The sequence below is a fragment of the Streptomyces sp. NPDC005574 genome (assembly GCF_040605435.1).
Classification (GTDB): domain Bacteria; phylum Actinomycetota; class Actinomycetes; order Streptomycetales; family Streptomycetaceae; genus Streptomyces.
Map to the genome: position 1 here is coordinate 1 of NZ_JBEXCW010000131.1, position 16211 is coordinate 16211.

At 69.5% G+C, this 16211-nt stretch carries 16 protein-coding genes and 1 pseudogene; 4 read left to right on the forward strand and 13 right to left on the reverse strand.

Annotated elements, in window-relative coordinates; translation table 11 throughout:
• Positions 1-321: 321 nt before the first annotated feature.
• The 8 genes from ABZT03_RS39465 to ABZT03_RS39500 form a co-directional block, all read right to left on the reverse strand.
• Positions 322-1176, reverse strand: a complete 855-nt coding sequence (locus tag ABZT03_RS39465) for a hypothetical protein (RefSeq protein WP_356048389.1) — start codon at positions 1174-1176, stop codon at positions 322-324.
• Complete coding sequence (locus ABZT03_RS39470; RefSeq protein WP_356048390.1) at positions 1163-1519, reverse strand: hypothetical protein; 357 nt, start codon at positions 1517-1519, stop codon at positions 1163-1165. The genes ABZT03_RS39465 and ABZT03_RS39470 overlap by 14 nt, the downstream gene beginning before the upstream one ends.
• 74 nt (positions 1520-1593) lie before the next feature.
• Positions 1594-2616 (reverse strand): NAD(P)H-dependent glycerol-3-phosphate dehydrogenase, encoded by a 1023-nt coding sequence (locus ABZT03_RS39475; RefSeq protein ID WP_356048392.1) that lies wholly within the window; start codon positions 2614-2616, stop codon positions 1594-1596.
• Entirely contained in the window at positions 2613-3485 is an 873-nt protein-coding gene (locus tag ABZT03_RS39480; RefSeq protein WP_356048393.1) for a methyltransferase domain-containing protein, read from the reverse strand. Before ABZT03_RS39480 ends, ABZT03_RS39475 begins: the two co-directional genes overlap by 4 nt.
• Entirely contained in the window at positions 3482-4630 is a 1149-nt protein-coding gene (locus ABZT03_RS39485) for a YcaO-like family protein (protein ID WP_356048395.1), read from the reverse strand. Before ABZT03_RS39485 ends, ABZT03_RS39480 begins: the two co-directional genes overlap by 4 nt.
• On the reverse strand, positions 4617-5876 hold the full coding sequence (locus tag ABZT03_RS39490) for a TfuA-like protein (protein ID WP_356048396.1): 1260 nt from the start codon (positions 5874-5876) through the stop codon (positions 4617-4619). Before ABZT03_RS39490 ends, ABZT03_RS39485 begins: the two co-directional genes overlap by 14 nt.
• 911 nt (positions 5877-6787) lie before the next feature.
• Complete coding sequence (locus ABZT03_RS39495) at positions 6788-7510, reverse strand: hypothetical protein (protein ID WP_356048398.1); 723 nt, start codon at positions 7508-7510, stop codon at positions 6788-6790.
• A 381-nt stretch (positions 7511-7891) separates the two neighbouring features.
• On the reverse strand, positions 7892-8305 hold the full coding sequence (locus ABZT03_RS39500; RefSeq protein WP_356048400.1) for a hypothetical protein: 414 nt from the start codon (positions 8303-8305) through the stop codon (positions 7892-7894).
• A 196-nt stretch (positions 8306-8501) separates the two neighbouring features.
• Between ABZT03_RS39500 and ABZT03_RS39505 the strand changes: the two genes are divergently transcribed.
• The 3 genes from ABZT03_RS39505 (at position 8502) to ABZT03_RS39515 (ending at position 10722) form a co-directional block, all read left to right on the forward strand.
• On the forward strand, positions 8502-9953 hold the full coding sequence (locus tag ABZT03_RS39505; RefSeq protein ID WP_356048402.1) for a hypothetical protein: 1452 nt from the start codon (positions 8502-8504) through the stop codon (positions 9951-9953).
• A gap of 16 nt (positions 9954-9969) precedes the next feature.
• Positions 9970-10461 carry a hypothetical protein gene (locus ABZT03_RS39510; protein WP_356048404.1) on the forward strand — a complete coding sequence of 164 codons (492 nt, stop codon included), beginning with the start codon at positions 9970-9972 and terminating at the stop codon, positions 10459-10461.
• Between the two features lie 63 nt (positions 10462-10524).
• Positions 10525-10722 (forward strand): DUF6087 family protein, encoded by a 198-nt coding sequence (locus ABZT03_RS39515; protein ID WP_356048406.1) that lies wholly within the window; start codon positions 10525-10527, stop codon positions 10720-10722.
• 376 nt (positions 10723-11098) lie between these two features.
• Here the strand turns inward: ABZT03_RS39515 and ABZT03_RS39520 are convergent, their stop codons facing one another.
• The 5 genes from ABZT03_RS39520 to ABZT03_RS39540 all read right to left on the reverse strand — a co-directional run bounded on the left by ABZT03_RS39520 (position 11099) and on the right by ABZT03_RS39540 (position 15835).
• On the reverse strand, positions 11099-11410 hold the full coding sequence (locus tag ABZT03_RS39520; protein ID WP_356048408.1) for a hypothetical protein: 312 nt from the start codon (positions 11408-11410) through the stop codon (positions 11099-11101).
• A 564-nt stretch (positions 11411-11974) separates the two neighbouring features.
• Positions 11975-12592, reverse strand: a complete 618-nt coding sequence (locus tag ABZT03_RS39525; protein ID WP_356048410.1) for a hypothetical protein — start codon at positions 12590-12592, stop codon at positions 11975-11977.
• A gap of 377 nt (positions 12593-12969) precedes the next feature.
• Positions 12970-13884: a replication-relaxation family protein gene (locus tag ABZT03_RS39530; RefSeq protein WP_356048412.1), complete on the reverse strand. Its 915-nt coding sequence runs from the start codon at positions 13882-13884 to the stop codon at positions 12970-12972.
• A gap of 481 nt (positions 13885-14365) precedes the next feature.
• Positions 14366-14857, reverse strand: a complete 492-nt coding sequence (locus tag ABZT03_RS39535) for a hypothetical protein (RefSeq protein ID WP_356048414.1) — start codon at positions 14855-14857, stop codon at positions 14366-14368.
• Between the two features lie 483 nt (positions 14858-15340).
• Positions 15341-15835 carry a hypothetical protein gene (locus ABZT03_RS39540; protein ID WP_356048416.1) on the reverse strand — a complete coding sequence of 165 codons (495 nt, stop codon included), beginning with the start codon at positions 15833-15835 and terminating at the stop codon, positions 15341-15343.
• 280 nt (positions 15836-16115) lie between these two features.
• Between ABZT03_RS39540 and ABZT03_RS39545 the strand changes: the two are divergent.
• Positions 16116-16211, forward strand: a pseudogene (locus ABZT03_RS39545) (branched-chain amino acid ABC transporter permease); the annotation flags it as partial.

Consider the following 16211-nt stretch of genomic DNA (forward strand, 5'->3'; position numbering starts at 1 on the left):
GCGGGGGGAGGGTTACATCCCGCCGGCACCGCGGCCGGGTCCATCCACATGACCTGCCAGCCGTGGCCGTCGAGGTCGAAGAAGCTGCGTGTAGTTGTACGGGTTGTCGTCCCCGCCCGGCAGCGCCGCCAAGTGATCAACCCGCCAAGGTCCTCGGCGCCCGTTTTCCACTCGGGTAGCACCGCAATCCGGCGGGAGCGAGCACCCCCCACCATGCAGCGGCACTTGGGCGCCCGGCGGCAGCCAGCAGTGGGTCGTCCCACGGGGCGGCGGGCAGCCGCACCGTCCACGGCGCCGCGACTGGGCCGGGAGGGGAATGGTTTAGGTGGTGAAGGCGATGTAGGTGGCGAGGGTGAGGCTGGAGAAGGTGATGAGTTGGCGGGGTTTGAGGCAGGTGAAGGCGGCGTGCATTCCGATGCCGGCGACAACGGCATACGGCGTCGTCTGCGGGATGAGCAGTGTGGGCGGCAGCGCGATCTCCGCCGTGATGACTGTGATCGCGACCGTGCGCCAGAGACGGACGTCCCGGTCGTTGAGGTTGCCCGCGTGGCGGCGGACGAGGCCGGGGACGGCGTGCTGGCGGCGGTAGGGCAGCTGGTCCCTGACCTGGTTGTAGGTGTGTACCCACTGGGCGAGGTAGAGCCCGCTGCGGAACTGGGGGGAGCGAATTTTCTGCCAGGCGCTGTTCCAGTAGAGGTCGGTGGTGATCAGCACGAGGAGGCACTGCGCCCAGGTGTTCGCCGTGCTGGTGCCGTGCTCGATGTGCAGGCCGTGGCCGAGGTCTCCGGCGAGTAGGAGGCAGGTGCCGGTGAGCAGTGTGTAGCGGACGGCGTTGGGACTTTTGAGGTACAGCAGTTCCATCGCAGCGCCGACCAGGGCCACCAACAGCGCGAGGCGGGGCGCGAGGCCGAGCGCCAGGGCCAGGGCAGCGCACGTACGGACGATCAGCACGGGCCGGTAGAGGGTGATCAGAAGGCGGGTCCGGGCGGGGCCGAGTCGTTGCTCGGCGAGGTGGGCGCTGAGTGAGCCGGGGGTGAGGCGGTCCCAGCCGCCCTGGCCGAAGGCGAGGGCGAACCGCACGGTGAGCACGGTGGCGAAGATGATCCGGAACCACTGGAGGTGTCCGGGGTCGGTGGGGTGCTGGAAGCCCGAGGCGAGGGCGTCAAAGAACCACACGGCTGGCCCTGACTTCTACGGTCTGCTCGCCGTGGGCTGACAGGATGCGGCCGTGGCCGTCGATCCGGTCGTAGCGGCCACTGTCGGTGAGGTGGTTGAGGATCGTCTGGAGCTGGGGCGGGCCGAGGATGAAGCTGCCTGGGGAGAGGTGGTCGTAGACGTTCACGGGCTCAGTGCGCCCGTCCTTGGTGGTGCCGGTGAGCGAGATGATCGTGAAGGTGGCCCGGCAGAACATCTTCCAGCGCAGCCAGCGGCCGGGCAGGCGGGTGAAACCGGTGAGCATCCACGCCATCAGGCCGAGGGCGACGGCGATCTGGACAGTGGACAGCAGGGATCTGGGCATGGGCGGGAACCTCCGGGTGGGGAGGGTGAAGGTGAAGAGGGGTGGGCCCCCGCGCAGGCGGGGCGCCCCGGGGGTCAGCGCTCGGGCTTGGGGGGCCGTTGCATCAGCGTGGCCGCGGCCTCGTTGAGGGTGACCTTCTCGTGCAGCAGGGCGGAGATCACTTCGGTGATCGGCATCTCGGCGTCGTGGGCGCGGGCCAGGGCGAGGATCGCCTCCGCGCTCTTGACGCCTTCGGTGGTCTGCCGGGTGGCGGCCGTCGCCTCCTCGATGCTCAGCCCCTGGCCGAGGTGGGTGCCGAAGGTGCGGTTGCGGGAGAGCGGGGAGGAGCAGGTGGCCACCAGGTCGCCCAGGTCGCCCAGGCCGGACAGTCCGGCGAGGGTGGCCGGGTGGGCGCCCATGGCCACTGCCAGGCGGGTGGTCTCGGCCAGTCCGCGGGTGATGAGCATGGCCTGCGCGTTGTGGCCCAGGCCCATGCCGGAGGCGATGCCGACCGCGAGGGCGATGACGTTCTTCACCGCGCCGCCCAGCTCACAGCCGGTCACGTCGGTGGACGTGTAGGGGCGGAAGTAGCCGGTGTGGCACGCCTGTTGGAAGCGGTGGGCGGCGGTCTCGTCGGCGCAGGCGACGGTGGCCGCAGCGGGCTGGCCCTCCATGATCTCGCGTGCCAGGTTCGGGCCGGACAGCACCGCGACCCGGTCTGAGCTCACGCCGCTCACCTCGGTGATGATCTGACTTGCCCGCAGGTGGCTGCTCTGCTCGATGCCCTTCATCAGCGACACGATCACAGTGTCGGGCCCGATGTGTGGCGCCCACGCGGCGAGGTTGGCCCGCAGGGTCTGCGCGGGGATGGACAGCACCATGAAGTCGGCGCCGTCCAGCGCGGCGGCCGGGTCGGTTGTCGCGGTCAGGGCGGCGGGCAGCTCGATGTCCGGGAAGTAACCGGGGTTGCGGTGCTGCGTGTTGATCGCGTCGGCGATCTCATTCCGGCGGGCGTGCACGATGACGCTGGTGCCGGCGTCGGCCAGGATCTTGGCCACGGCGGTGCCCCAGGACCCGGCCGAGAACACCGCAGCCCGGGCCGAACGGTGCTGGGTCACTGCCAGATCCTCTCGTCAAGGTGACGGCTGGGCCCGGTCATCGTATCGGCCGCACCGGGTCCGACCTGGCCATTGGCGGGGTGCCGCAGGGTCAGTAGGACCGCGCGGCGGCCCGGCAGCGTGGGCAGCACCTGATGTGCCTCGCGCAGCATGTTTTGTGCCTGGTCCTTGCCCAGCTCGCTCCGCAGCTCATCGGCGTGGGCGAGCCACAGCCAGTAGAGCCGCTCCCACAGCCCGGGCTCGGCGGGCCGCTCGTCCACGTGCTCGACCATGAGGCTGGCGGCGCGGGCCTGCTCCACCCAGGCAGGGGCGGTGCCCCGCCTGGTGGCCCGGGTCATCACCAGTCGGCCGCCCGGGGCCAGGATGCGGCCGAGTTCGCGCAGGGCTGTGTCCCGGCCAGCAGCCCGCCCCAGGGCGTCCACGCACACGATCCCGTGGACGCTCGAGTCGGGCAGGCCGGTGTCCTCCAGCGTGGCGATGCGGAAGGCGGCCCGGTCGGCAGACAGGCCGAAGCGGGGTCGGCGGTCGGTGGCTTGGGCGACGGCGACGGGAGACAGGTCGAACCCCTCCAGACTCAGGGCGAGGGCGCGGGTCAGCCACAGGCCGATGCCGCCGGTGCCGCAGCCCGCGTCCACCAGGAGCTGGCCGGGCCGCATTCGCAGCCGTGCGGTCATCAGCCCCAGCAGGGGCCAGTCGCAGGAGCTGGAGGCGGCGACCTCGGTCGGGTAATCCTCGCCCATCGCCTCGGCGTACAGGCGGGCGACCAGATGGGTGCGGGCGCGGGCGGTGTGGAAGGCGTCGTACTGGGCGCTACGGCTTGCGCGGGGAGCGGGCGGTGCGTCGGGCACCGCTGTGGTGGTGGGGTTCATCGGGGCATCGACCTCCTGATCCGTGAGCGGGTACCGGGGCAGACGACCTGCACGGCATAGACGGGGCTGTCTGGGGCGGACAGGTCCAGGGCCACCGGCTCGTGTCCGGTGACGTGCAGGATCCGCTGGGCCATGTCCCCGACCTCGTGGGCGAGGCCACCCTGGGCCCGGGGGAAGTGGCTGGTGGCCTCCGGCCATGACGCCAGGCCCATGGTCTTGGCCGGGCGAAAGGGCGCAAGGGCGAACCCGGCGGGGTCGCTGGGCAGGTCGTCGCGGGTTCCGGCGATGGCGGTCAGCCGGGACTGCGCGGCCTCGGTCACAGCCCGGGCCAGTGCGATTGCAGGGCTGTTGTGGCAGCCGCCGCCGGCGAAGACCACCGGGTAGTCCTCCGACCACAGGTAGGCGACGCACACCGGCAGCGCGTACGGGCCGTCCACCAGCGCGATCTCCAGGGCCATGCCCGCAGACAGCAGCCGGCCGATCACCTCTTGGGCGTGCGGGTCATCGATCGTGCCAGGCGCGATCAGGGTGCGTCGCCGCCCACCCGCTTGCCCGTCCCGGTAGAGCACATCCCGCTCCACCACCTCGAACAGGGCGTGCAGCAGAGCCTCGTCGCGGGTGTTGCCGCACGCCAGACCGGTGCTGGTCGCGCGCAGCAGATCAGGGCTCCACTGCGGCCGCTGCGCCCGGCGCCGCACCAGATCGACCGGCATCAGCACCTGCTTCCCGCTCACCAGGGCGGTGCCGGGCGTCCACTCCCACACCATCCGCGCCAGGGTGTCCACGGGGTATGAGACGGTCAGCGGCAGCGCGGCAACCGGGCAGTCCGGGGCGACATCGGCGGCCGGGCCATACGCCGCGACGGGCAGCGGCTGCTCCACGTGCCACAGTTCGATCGCCTCCATCACCGCCGACAGCTTCGCCAACAAGGCGGTAGGGCACTTGCCCTGAGACGTGCTCAGAGTTCGCGAGGCGGGCCGGATCGCCGTCCACACGGGCAGTCCGATGCAGTCCAGGCCGGTCAGGTCCGCGACCCGGGTGATGCCGAACTCCGGCAGAATCCCCGCTACCGCCTCCCACGTCTCCTGCGGGGTGCGGGCCCGTACCGTGCCCGGCAGCGCCACCAGGCCGTCACCGCGTAACACCGGCCGCCTCCGTCCGGTCAGTCATCTCATTCCTCTCCTGAAGCAACCCGGGTACGAGCCGTTTGGCTTCGGCGACAGCGCGCGCTCCGCAGACCAGCCCGCGCGCGGACGCCTCCGCGTCGAACTTCTGCTCAGAGCATCTCCACACCTGCAGCAGGAGTTGACGGGTGAGATCGTCGCGCACCGCCGCGATCTGGAAGCCGGGCCGGCTCTCGCGGGCCCGCGCGAGGGCGCCGGCGTATCGCGCGACCGCCTGACGGTCCAGATCAGTCTCGCCTGCCAGCAGCAGGGTCACGGCCTGCTCGTCCCTCAGGTCGACCGCCGGGTGGAACACGCGGTCGGCCGGCAGGTGACCGCCGGTGACCCGCGCCAGCCGCTCCGCAAGCGGCAACCCCAGCCCGCCGTCGAGGGGGTGGAGCGAGCGGTGCTCGAGGTAGGCCGCCCAGACGGTGGGGAACTCCGGGTCGAACACCTGCTGGTAGACGAGACGGTCCTCGGTGGACAGCTCCAGCCCACCCACGAGGGTGCGGGCGAAGGCGTTGGACCATCGCCGGAAGTACGTCGTCTCCCACACCGAGAGTGTGAGCGCGACGGCGGTCTGCTGCACCGGGCCGCCGTCCCGCGCGGTGCTGATGGCCGCGAGGGCGTCGGCGCGCTTGACGTCGCCGAAGTGTTCGTCCTGCATGCGCTGCCGGGCCAGCCAGTCGGCGAATTCTTCCTTCCCCTGGTGGCGGCACACGGCCCGGACCGCGGCCCACGTGCGCTGCGGATAGTAGACCGCGCGCAACGCCGCCAGCAGCCGGTCGGCCCCCGCGCCGTCGAGCACCCCGGCCGACCGGGCGAGTTGAAGGACGTGCCGAAGGTTGACCACCGGCCACGTCAGCGCATCGAACTCGCCGTCCGGGGCCTGACCCACCGCCACCTCGTCGTCACCGTCGATCTCCCCCCGGACGTAGGCGGCGTAGATGCGGCCCACGCCGAGCATCCCGAAGTCCGCCAGTTCGGCCGCCCGCAGAGCGCCGATGCTCGCCGCCCCGATCATGCGGACTCCCCGGCCGACCGCGGCCAGAATCTCCTTGTGGCGCAGTGCCGGTGCCTGGTGGTACACCCCATCGATGATCACCGCCGTGTCACCGCTGCGGATCGCGGCGTCGAACAGGTCCCCGTGTCCAACCGGCGGCCACACCCGCACCCCTGGCGCGGCGAGCTGGGGCTCGGACCTGGGCAGCGTCGGTCCGACGAACACATGAATCACTGAAACCTCCAAAGAAGACGAAGGGCGGGGGACGCCCCTCCCCGGGCCCTGGGCGGGGCCGCTGAACAAGGAGGGACGCCCAGTTCAGGACGCGGGAGAGGGCTACTCCTCGTCTTCGACGTCGACCGCGACCACGACGGCTCCGGTGATCTCCGCGGGCTCCTCCGTGGACACGGCGGCGGCGCTGGACTTGGACTGCTCCACGAGCTTCTCCTTCGCTGTTCTCGGACGGTGCGGGCCGGCGCCCGTACCGGTGGTGCCACGGGCCCAGGGGTCTCGCCCCGAGGCTCCGTCTGCCCGCCCCTGAGAGGGACGGGAAGCCTGCTGTTCAGTTCTGGGTGGGGACGCGGTGTTCGGTGACGATCCGCTCCCGCCGCTGCTCTTGGTCGCAGGGAGCTGCGTGGTGGCTTGAATCCCTGGCCCTGTGTGGGGAGATCGCGTGCGCGGCTGGCATAGGGCCGAGGGTGGCGCTCGCTGCCTGGGCCGCCATGTGATCCGGGGAATGAGGCGGCTGGCGGGGCGCCGCGCCAGGAAAGAGGAAGGCGGGATGGTCGGGTTGCACCGTCGTTGTCCTTGATCTGCTTGTGGGAGATGCACCCGGTGCGGGGGCGGTTCAGCGTTCCCAGGGGAGTTCGTCGAACCGTCGTCCCCGCACCGGGCTGGTGCCTCACGCCGGCATCGGGGGGCCTGGCGTGAGGTGTGGGGCCCGTACACGGCCGGTGCGGGTGGACGGGGCGGGCCGTGCACGGGAGTTTTCAGACGGCTACCGGCGGAGGGCGAACGGCCGTGGGTGTGCGGAACGAACCACGGGGTTCGGCTGCTGCCGGCTGGGCGACCGCAAGCTCCGCCCGTCGGCCGCTCTGCCCGCGGGCTGACGGCGTTCGCGGTTTGGGGGCAGGGGTTCAAGCGGCTGAAGCGTCGAGTTCGTGGAGGAGTTGATCGAGGTCGAGGGTGCGGTGGGAGTGGAGGCGGCGGGTTTGCTGGGAGGCGAGGAAGCAGGTGATGTCGGGGAGTTGGTAGGGCAGGGGCGGTCCGGGTTGGGCGACTGGCTGGACGCCGTGCGCGCCGAGTCCGTACACGGTGCCGATGACGCCGTGAAGCGGCGCGCTCTGTGCGAGGAACACTTTCGGGTTGCCGTCGAGGTGCGGGCACAGCGTGGCGGCGGTGCGTGCGTGGCGGGCGCAGACGGGCGGCTGGTTGGTCAGCACCTGCGCGCCGGGAGTGTGGTCGTGGGGGCCGGCTAGGAAGATCAGCCCGAGTGGGGTGCGGGCGGGGGCGGTGCAGATCTGGCAGCGCAGGGCTTGCATGCACATCATCTGCCGGTAGGGGTGCATGAGTTTCCACTGCGGGCGGCCGGTGGGCTGGCCGTGGGCGTCGCAAGGGTTGAAGGAGCAGCGCGCCCACAGCACGCCGCGCGGGTCACGGTCGCGGGCGTCTTCGTCGAGGTAGTGCAGGTGAAGTTGGCCGTCGGTGTGGGGGAGGAGGACGAGGTTGTCGGGGGCTGGGTCCTCGCCTTGGCGCTGGGTGATGAACGGGACGAGGCGAGGGCCGGACGAGGTGGGAGCGGGCGGCTGCTTGCCACGGTCGGAGGGGTGGGGGCTGTAGGGGAGCGGGGGAGTGATCATGCCGCTGTCTTTCAGGGAGTCGAGGATTTCGAGGTTCGCGGATGCTGCGGTGGCCCTGACCCGGCCCGCCCAGCGGGGGCAAGGGGGGTCTCGCGAAGGCGGGGAGGGGGGAACGCGCGAGGAGTGCTGGGCCTGGGCGGTGGCCTGAATCCTGCTCTTCTGACGAGCGCGCCGGCCGATGGAGCCGTAAGCGGGGGCAGGCGAAGGGGCGGCCGTCGGCGCAAGTTCAGGGCGTGGTCGGGGCCGCAGAGACAGCGACGCCGATCACGAAGCCGCAAGACGCGGAAGCCATCACGATGAGGAGGGGGCCGGTGAAGCGGGCCAACCAGCCCATCACCTCTCGCCATCGCGGCCGCTTCTTTGCAGGCCCGCTCAGCGGTGTCACTGGTCGATCTCCTCGCCTGCAGCGGCTGCCAATGCGATGGTGAGGTCGGCGGCCGCCGTATACGCCGGGCTGTCAGCGGGATCACTTACCCAGCACAGCAGTTCGCCCTCCCAGCCCGGTGGAATGAGCACGACCCACGAGCCCTCGCCGAGCGCTTGGGTGTGGTCCTGCTGCCATCTCCGTGCGGTGCCGGGCGGGGTGAGAAAGTACGCCCGACCGCTGGTCTGGTCGTGCAGCACCGGCCCCACGGGAGCCCCGCATGCTTTGAGGAAACGCACCGCCCGAACGCCGACACCGGCCTCCACACGGATGGCGTCCCAGTCCTCGCCGGCGGCGAACAGCGTCGGCTCGATCAGACGCCTCACCCAGGTCGACCGGGGTAGATGAGACGGGTGTGCGTGCAGGACCATGAGTTTCCTCCTCGCGCTGAGATTTAGTCGCCGACACCTGCGGGCAGTCACCGACGAGCTCCGGGTGCTCACCAAGAGTCGCCGTGCACAGGCAACTGCACTATGACCAGCAGGTGTTACCGCCGCGGGAATACACTCGTTCCCCGCTTCGTATGAAGCTGGATCGCGCTTATGATCGAACCGGAAGTTGGCCCTCATGGACGCCACCACCCCCGGCCCGCTCGCTGCCGACCTCCTCGACCGCGAGGATGTCCGCCGAGCCCTGGCAGAGCACGACTTCGCTGCGGCCTTCGCTTTGATCAAAAAGTACGGAGGCCTGTCGCAGAACCGCATTGCCTCCGCCTGCCGCCTCACCCCGGGCAAGGTCTCCACGATCATCAATGGTCAACAGCAGGTCACCAGCTTCGAAGTCATCTGCCGCATCTCTGACGGGCTCCGTATCCCAGGCCGCCTTCTCGGACTCGCTCCGCGTAACTGGGAGACCCGACCTGTCCAAGAAGACGCCTTACCGGACGGAGAGGGCGAGCGGCCGAGTACTGATGAGGTCCCCTGGAAACTCGACGCCACCGTGGACCTGGCCGCCAAGCTGACGAGGAGCGATCTCGTGATGGACCGACGCGCGGCGACCCGCGCCCTGGCCGGGGCCGCCATCACCGGCGCCGCCCTGCTCGATCCCCTTGAGGGATGGCTCCAGCCTGCTGGATCCGCAGCACGACCACGCCGCCGAGGTCGGCTCGGGGTACGGGAGGTCGAGGAACTGGAATCCACGGCTCGCGCATTCAGAGCCTGGGACCACAAGTACGGTGGCGGGCTGCGCCGCAAGGCCGTACTGGGCCAGCTCAGCGAGGTAGCCGCCCACCTCGACGAGCACCAGGCGCCACAGGTCGAGCAGCGCCTCTACCAGGTGATGGCCCAACTGGCCGGTACGGCAGCCACCATGGCCTGGGACACGGGCCTCCAGCGCCGCGCACAAAACTACTACCTCCTGGCATTACGGGCCTCCCATGCCGGAGGTGACGTGGTCCTGGGCGCCAACGTCCTGGCGGGCATGGCCCGCCAAATGCTCTACCGTGACCAGCCCCAAGACGCCCTCGAACTGATCCGCCTCGCCCAGGACGGCGCTCGGCACGCGGCCGGCCCCAGAATGCGAGCCATGCTCCACACCCGCGAAGCCTGGGCCTACGCCGTGACGGGCCGCACTGCCGCCTTCCGACGCACCACCGCCCAAGCAGGCGAAGCGCTGGCCGAGGCCAAACCGGGCGACGAGCCCTACTGGATCGCCTACTTCGACCAGGCTGAACTCGCCGGAACCACCGGAGGCCGCCTCCTAGACCTGGCCCGCCACGACCCCCGCAAGCACGCCGAAGCGGCAGCCACCGAGATCCGACATGCCCTGGCCCAGCGTGGCCCCGAGGCAAGCCGCAGCCACGCCCTGGACCGCATCGGCCTGGCTCAGTGCCACTTCCTGCTCGGCGACCTGAGTGCGGCCGTGGACGAGACCCACCGCGCGGTGGATGCGGCCCGCGCCACGCGCTCCAGCCGCGTGCGGGCCCAGCTGGGCGACCTCTACCCGTACACCGTGGGCAGCAGCGCAGGCCGACCCATGCGGGAGGCCCGCGATAGGATCCGCGACCTGCTCTCGACCTGAAACAGGGGTAGCGACCGTGACAACCATCGCAGTGACCGGGCACATGGACCTGACCGAGGACAGCATCCCACTGGTCCGCCACGCCCTGGACAACCTGCTCAAGCAATACGCCGATGATGGCGGGCTCGTGGGCGTCTCCTGTATCGCTAAGGGCGCCGACTCCCTCTTCGCCGAGGCAGTCCTCGCCGCCGGCGGACGCCTGACGGTCGTCGTCCCGTCCCAGGACTACCGAGAGAAAAAGGTCAAGCCCGACCACGCCGCCCTCTTCGATCACTTGATCGAGGCCGCCCAGGAAGTGCTTGTCCTCCCGCACGAGACGGCCGACAGGCAGGCATACGAGGCCGCCAACACCCTCCTCATCGAACGCGCCGACCGCCTCGTCGCCGTATGGGACGGCCGGCCGCCCACCGGCGAGGGCGGCGGCACCGCAGACACCGTGCTCGAAGCACAGACAGTAGGCGTCCCCGTCGACGTCGTCTGGCCACACGGTGCCGCTCGCCGGGACTGAGTCTCTTGTTGCAGCTGGCCCGCAGGTCCCCTTGATTCACAAGCTGTCGCCTCGCGTGGTGGAGTGGCGACCGCTCTGGACTGCTTCAAGTGCCGTCCGGGTGCCGCCGGGTTGAGCCGCTTGAGTAAACGCCGCGCAGTCCCGCTCGGCAACGGGCCGCAGCGCGGCACCTACCTTGCCCCCGCGGGGCACCAGCAATGGGACAAGCACCGGTGGACGCCGACAGGAGTCGCCGACGACCGTGCGAGGGCTGCCGGTTGAGACACGGCAAGACGCCGTGACCGCAGCCGAACGGCTCCCGCTCCCAGCCCCGCCGTGCTCCTCGGGTTCTAATGAACGTCGCAACACCCGACGTCCGGGCGGGCGAAGAAGGACTGCAGGGGGGCGTCTGCCATCGAACTGTAGGCGTCAGGGCGCGGCGGCGCCTGTGATTCGTAGGCTGAAGACTTGAGCGGGCCCCAGCGACCGTTGCGGGCCAAGCTGGCGCTGCTGCGGATTCTTGCCGCTCTTGGGCAGCCGCGCACGGGACGGCAGGGCCTGGCCAGGGGCCTCCGTTGTACAGGAGGGGGTGTGCCTGTCTGCACACCATGCATCAGAATCCAGCCACGGCGATAGGTACCGGCCGCGCCTCCTGGTGTCAGTTGATGACCTGGAGTTCTACGAGGGGGACCAAGACCTGGGACTGTCGGGTTTCGGTGAGTTGGCCGTTTTGTCCGCCGCCGCCGATTGTGGTCTGCCAGTGGATGGTCCAGGTGGACGTGGCGGTGATCTGGTAGCGGCTTTCGGGTTGGTGGGTGGAGGTGCGGGTGTAGGTGTGGCCGCATGTCGGGGAGTCACTCTTGCCTGCCGCCGCGGTGTATGGCGTGCCCGGCCCGGCGCACGTCACGGTAGTGCCGTCGCCCATCGTCCACACGATTTTCGAGACTTTCGCGGTGGCGGTGACGGTCATGCCGCCTGCTGACGCGCTTGCGGTGTTGGGCCCGTAGGTGGTCGGGCTTGGTTGACCCACATCCACATTGGCATTCCGACCAGGTACTTTCCTGCCGCTCTCGGGCTGGCGATGTCGGGCCCGGTGAGTTTCATGGCGTCGACTGCCCGCTGGGCGAGAGCTGCTGGGTCGACGGTAGCCGCCGCGGGTGGTGGGGCCGCGAGCCACTGGTTGCGGATGAAGGTGTCGGGGCTGTCGAGGTAGTGGCAGGTCTGCTTGTAGACGGCGCCGTCGCCGGGCGTGTGTCCCTCCCAGTCCAGGGACTCTCTGGGGGCTGGAGTGACAGCGGCTTGTACGTGCAGGTCCACGGGTTGCTGCTCGTGCCGTTTCCGCTGCTGCCTTGGGGCTCGCTTCCCGTGTTGCCGTCGGCGCCGCTGTCGGCCTGGCCGGGGTCGTCGGCTTCTACCTCGCAGATGTAGTCACCACAGCTCACGTCGCCGCCGGGCCCGTCCGCGAGGGCGGTGGGGGCCGCACTGAACACGGCCACCAGGGCGACACCGACTGCGCCCGCCGTTTTGGCCCGGGTCAGCACTTCTTGCCTTGCGGCTTGTCGCGGACGACCCGCCAGCCCTGTGGCCACTTCTCAAGGGTGGTGAGCACTTGGTACTTCGTGATCCGGTGGGAAGGCAGCGTGACGGGCTTACGGGTCTTGGCGTCGACCGGCTGCCATTGTGAGACGTCCAGACAGCTGGAAAGCGTCACTCTCGGCGTTTCGCTGTCCAACTCGGTTTTGGTGACCACTGCATCGGAGAAGGTGACCTTCCCCAGGTAGATCCGACCTCGCGCGTGCGCGCGCTGCGCATCGCTCTCGGCCTTCGACAACGTCTCGGACGCGGCGTACTGCTTCAGGCCCATGGTGGTGCCGTTGCGGTCGGCGTAGAGCGCCTGCATTTCCCGCCAGAACCCCTGGTAGACCTCAAGCGCGGTCTGTTTCGCTGCGGCTTGCGGGTCTGCCGGCGTCGTAGATGAGGGGGCGGTCGACGCAGTGGTGGGGGCGGTGGGCTTCGCCGTGGTGGTGTTGTCCTGGCTGCTGCATCCGGCTATGGCCGTGGTCGTGCAGAGTACGGCGGTCAGGGCGGCAAGACGGGTGCGGGTGCGAAGCGTTTCGGTCGCTAATGGGCCGGTGCTGGATTGTCTGGTCACGTTCCCTCTCCGTCGTGATGCGGTGTGGTGTACGTGTGCGGCTGCAAGGCTACGCATATGCCGTTCAACTTCCCAAAGATCTTTCGGGGGTTGGCGCTCTTTCTTGCCAGCTGCCGGTTTGTTCTGTCCTGCGCGGTCGGTTGTGTTGTTGGTTGTGCAGGGTGGGGCGGTGGGCGGTGGCGGTGCGCAGTCGGCTCTTTCTGCGCAACTGCGGGGTGGTGGCTGCGTACTCTGCATCCGGGGCTGCGCAGTGCTTGCGCAGTGAGGTGACCTGGGGTGGTGGGGCCTGTGGTCGGGGGAGCGGTTTCTGTGGTCGGGGTTGTGGTCGGGGTGTTGCGCAGGGCTTGGGGCGGTGCGCAGGTGCCTGCTGCGCATGGCTATGGCGCTGGTGGGTCCATCCAGCCGACTTTCCGCTCAGGGTGTTGCATGGGGTGCCATATGGGTGCGGCGGGGCCGTGGTGGAGGAGGTCGGTCATCGGCGCGGCCAGAACGGTCGTCTCGCGTAGGAAGCCGGCAACCGCCGTGTCTGTGGCGGCTGCGTGCAGGGCGCGGATACGGGTCTGGGTTCCGGCCGGGCCGGTGGCGTCGAGGATGAACAGCAGTCGGGGGAAGAGCGGGTAGTGCCTGCGCCACTGTTGGCTGGGCAGTTCGAGCGAGGTGGCCGTGCGCCGGCCGCCACCGACCGGGGTGGGCACGTAGGCGTGGAGGCATGCGTATGCGCGGAGTTTGGCGGCGAGGCGTTCGGGGCCCATGGTGGCTCGGTCGACCTCGAGGAATGCTCGGAGCATTGCGCCATGTTCGTCTGTGTCTTGGCGGCCGCTGCGGTAGTACAGCAGCGCGTCCGGGATGACCGCCTCGCCGCCCCCGATGGGGTGGTGTACTTCCGGGAGGAAGTCCAGTGGCCGGCACAATTCTCCCCGGCCGCGTGCATCGAGGAGGAATTGAAGCCCAGTCTCGGTGACCGTGAGCGTGTGACTCATCCGCAGTCGTACGGCGGTGGGATCCGACACGAGCCGCGGTGGCCGTCGGCCGCGCAGCTCCGGCCACTCGGAGGTGACCTGCACTCCGTACTGGGTGGGAAACCAGACCCGGGTGCGCCCTGCCTGCGGCAGGGTGATGCGGTCGATCAGGCCCTCAGCCTTGAGCTTGGCCAGCCGGCGTCTGGTCTGTTCGATCCGGACTGCGGGGGCGATGATCTGGTGCATCTGCCCGGTGGTGACCATGCGGTACTGCACCAGGACTGCCAGTGCCAGCCGGTCACCGGCGCCGGCGTCCACGTTAATCGTCGTCATCGTCGCCAACTCGCTTACGTACACGGTGCGGTGCCGCCCTTGTGCGGTGCCGCGTGTACGACCGAGCGCACCAGCTGGCCCCGACCACCCCACCGACCATCACGGCCCCACCACGGTCACGGTGCGACAACACCGCCTTCGACCGGGCTGATATCCCCGCCGACGACCCCGCCCACAGCAGCATCCGCCCCCTGACTCCCTGGGCGTCTTCACCGCAGGTCACTGCAGCGATTCCGGCATGGTCGGAGGCCCGACATCCCCCTCAGCACACCCATACCCCCGGTTCAGGACACAAGGAAGAGAAGCGGGAAGGGACGGGGCGGGCGCGCGGTCGGGGGATCGGAGCGGCTGGGGGTTCGCTTGCGCGTCGGCGTGAGCCTCCGCGCTACCGCGGCGCGGTCGCGGAGCGCCCCTGAGAGGGCCGCGTATCGTCGCCGGACATGACGGGGCGGGGGACCTCTTGCTGCTGGCGCAGCAAGTACTACAGGTCTTCTGTAGTGGCCTCGGATGTTTCTGCCTCGTACAGGGCGCGGGCTTCGGTGACGGCGCGCTGCCAGCTGCGCGGCACACCGCCATGCTCACGAGCGAGCCGCGCGGCCAGTCCCCGGAGGTGCCCGCCTTCCTGGCGCAGCGCGGCCAGGGCCACGCTTACCGCTTGGTTTCGCTGGCTGCGGTCGGCGTGGTAACGGCCGTTGCCGTCACCGGGTTTGCGTCCCGCGGTGCGGAGCCGGCCTGTGCCGACGTCTTCCTGCCAGGCTGCCCAGAAAGCTTCGATGGCCTGTTGGTCGAAGTAGTGGGTGCGCCCCTGGGTGTGGACGACCTCGGGGTGCTGGCGTTGTGGCGGTTGTAGGTCGCGCTGGGCGTACCAGCGCTCGACGGTGGCGGAGGATGCTCCTGTCAGCTGACGGATCCAGGCCCGGCTGACCACCCATCGGCCTTCGTGAAGCCGGCGTTGTGGCATCCCTTCGGTCACGACGATCCCCCTTCGTTTACACGTGCGTTTCGGCGTGAGACAGCACCCTCTAGGATAGGAGAGCTTCGCTGAGAGAAGCACGCTGGCGGGGAACGCCCGGCAGGTTTACCGGCCTACCGGACACCGAAATTCCCCGCCAGCCTGAATCTAATCGTTTGGGCGCAGCAATTGGCCCTTTCGACATTTCCCCTCCTCGCCTGCCTCCGGCATCGAGGCGCGGGCTGCGCCCGCCTCGCGCGTCCCCGCGCGAACGGCAGGCTTCCAGCGGGACCTTGATTGGCCTCCGGCCCACTGCGGAAGCGGGCTTCCAGCCCACAAAAGAGAGGGCCTCCCCGTTTGATGGGGAGGCCCTTATCCGGCGCGTGGGGGCGGGGGTGCCGGGTCCCTTTTCCGGCACCCCCGCCGGATGCCCCGGGACGGGATCGACGAAATCCCGGGGCGGGGAACGCGGGCCGGGTCGCCATCCGCAGCCCGCGACGGCTTTTACAGAACGGTGTAGGCCACGGGCGGATAGACCGCCTCGCCGTCGGCCTCATCGTGCAGGCCCGGAGCGTCGAGGAAGGTTGCCTGTACCCCGTCGCCGACCAGCTCGGCCGCTTCAGCGGCGCTGCACTCGTTCAGCGTGCCCCAGGCCAGGTGCCAGGCGTGCACGGTGTGGGTGGAGCCGTCAGGCCCGGTCGCGGGAGAGCGCAGGTACATCACGCCGTAGCACAGGCTCTGGGCCAGCCCGCAGGCCAGCAAGAAGGCGAAGTTGTCGAAGTACTTGGGCTCCGCACCCACCAGGTCCTCCGGACCACCGTCACCCTCGACGCTGAGGGGAAGCGTCGCGCAGACAGGATGTTCCTGACCGTCCATGTCCACCCCCAGCCGCAGGACGTGCTCGCCCGGGGCGAGCGTGGCCATGACCCGAGCCAGCACCGTGTGAGCCTCCTCGCGCGCGTCAGCGAATACGTCCAGGGAAATCGGCTTCAACTGCATGTGCACTCCTTTGTTCGCTGAGATGTTTCGCCCGGGGGAGTTACCGCTCCTTCAGACACCATTATTCTTTCGCTATAACGGCTCCCATAAAAGCTCATTCTCAGCCATCTAAAGAAGATGACCGAAACACAACGGCACCCCCTAAACGGCGGCGTGCCGGAGGCACGCCAATTCCCACAAAAAAGTGCCGGAGGCACGCACACTCAAAAAGCCCCGGAGGGGCAAGAACTGACTGCCCATCATTTCGTGCCGGAGGCACGCACGTTGTGGAATGGGCCGGAGGCGCGGCACCCGGATCGGGTTCGCCGTGACGGGACTCAGCCTGTACGTGCTGTGGAACCTGACCACGCTGATCGGCGCCCTGGGCGCCGAAGCC

Bases quoted from the DNA above. Each gene is read 5' to 3' on its own strand.
- ABZT03_RS39470 (WP_356048390.1), bottom strand. From the start codon at position 1,519: ATGCCCAGATCCCTGCTGTCCACTGTCCAGATCGCCGTCGCCCTCGGC.
- ABZT03_RS39480 (WP_356048393.1), bottom strand. From the start codon at position 3,485: ATGAACCCCACCACCACAGCGGTGCCCGACGCACCGCCCGCTCCCCGC.
- ABZT03_RS39495 (WP_356048398.1), bottom strand. From the start codon at position 7,510: ATGATCACTCCCCCGCTCCCCTACAGCCCCCACCCCTCCGACCGTGGC.
- ABZT03_RS39500 (WP_356048400.1), bottom strand. From the start codon at position 8,305: ATGGTCCTGCACGCACACCCGTCTCATCTACCCCGGTCGACCTGGGTG.
- ABZT03_RS39505 (WP_356048402.1), top strand. From the start codon at position 8,502: ATGGACGCCACCACCCCCGGCCCGCTCGCTGCCGACCTCCTCGACCGC.
- ABZT03_RS39520 (WP_356048408.1), bottom strand. From the start codon at position 11,410: ATGACCGTCACCGCCACCGCGAAAGTCTCGAAAATCGTGTGGACGATG.
- ABZT03_RS39530 (WP_356048412.1), bottom strand. From the start codon at position 13,884: ATGACGACGATTAACGTGGACGCCGGCGCCGGTGACCGGCTGGCACTG.
- ABZT03_RS39540 (WP_356048416.1), bottom strand. From the start codon at position 15,835: ATGCAGTTGAAGCCGATTTCCCTGGACGTATTCGCTGACGCGCGCGAG.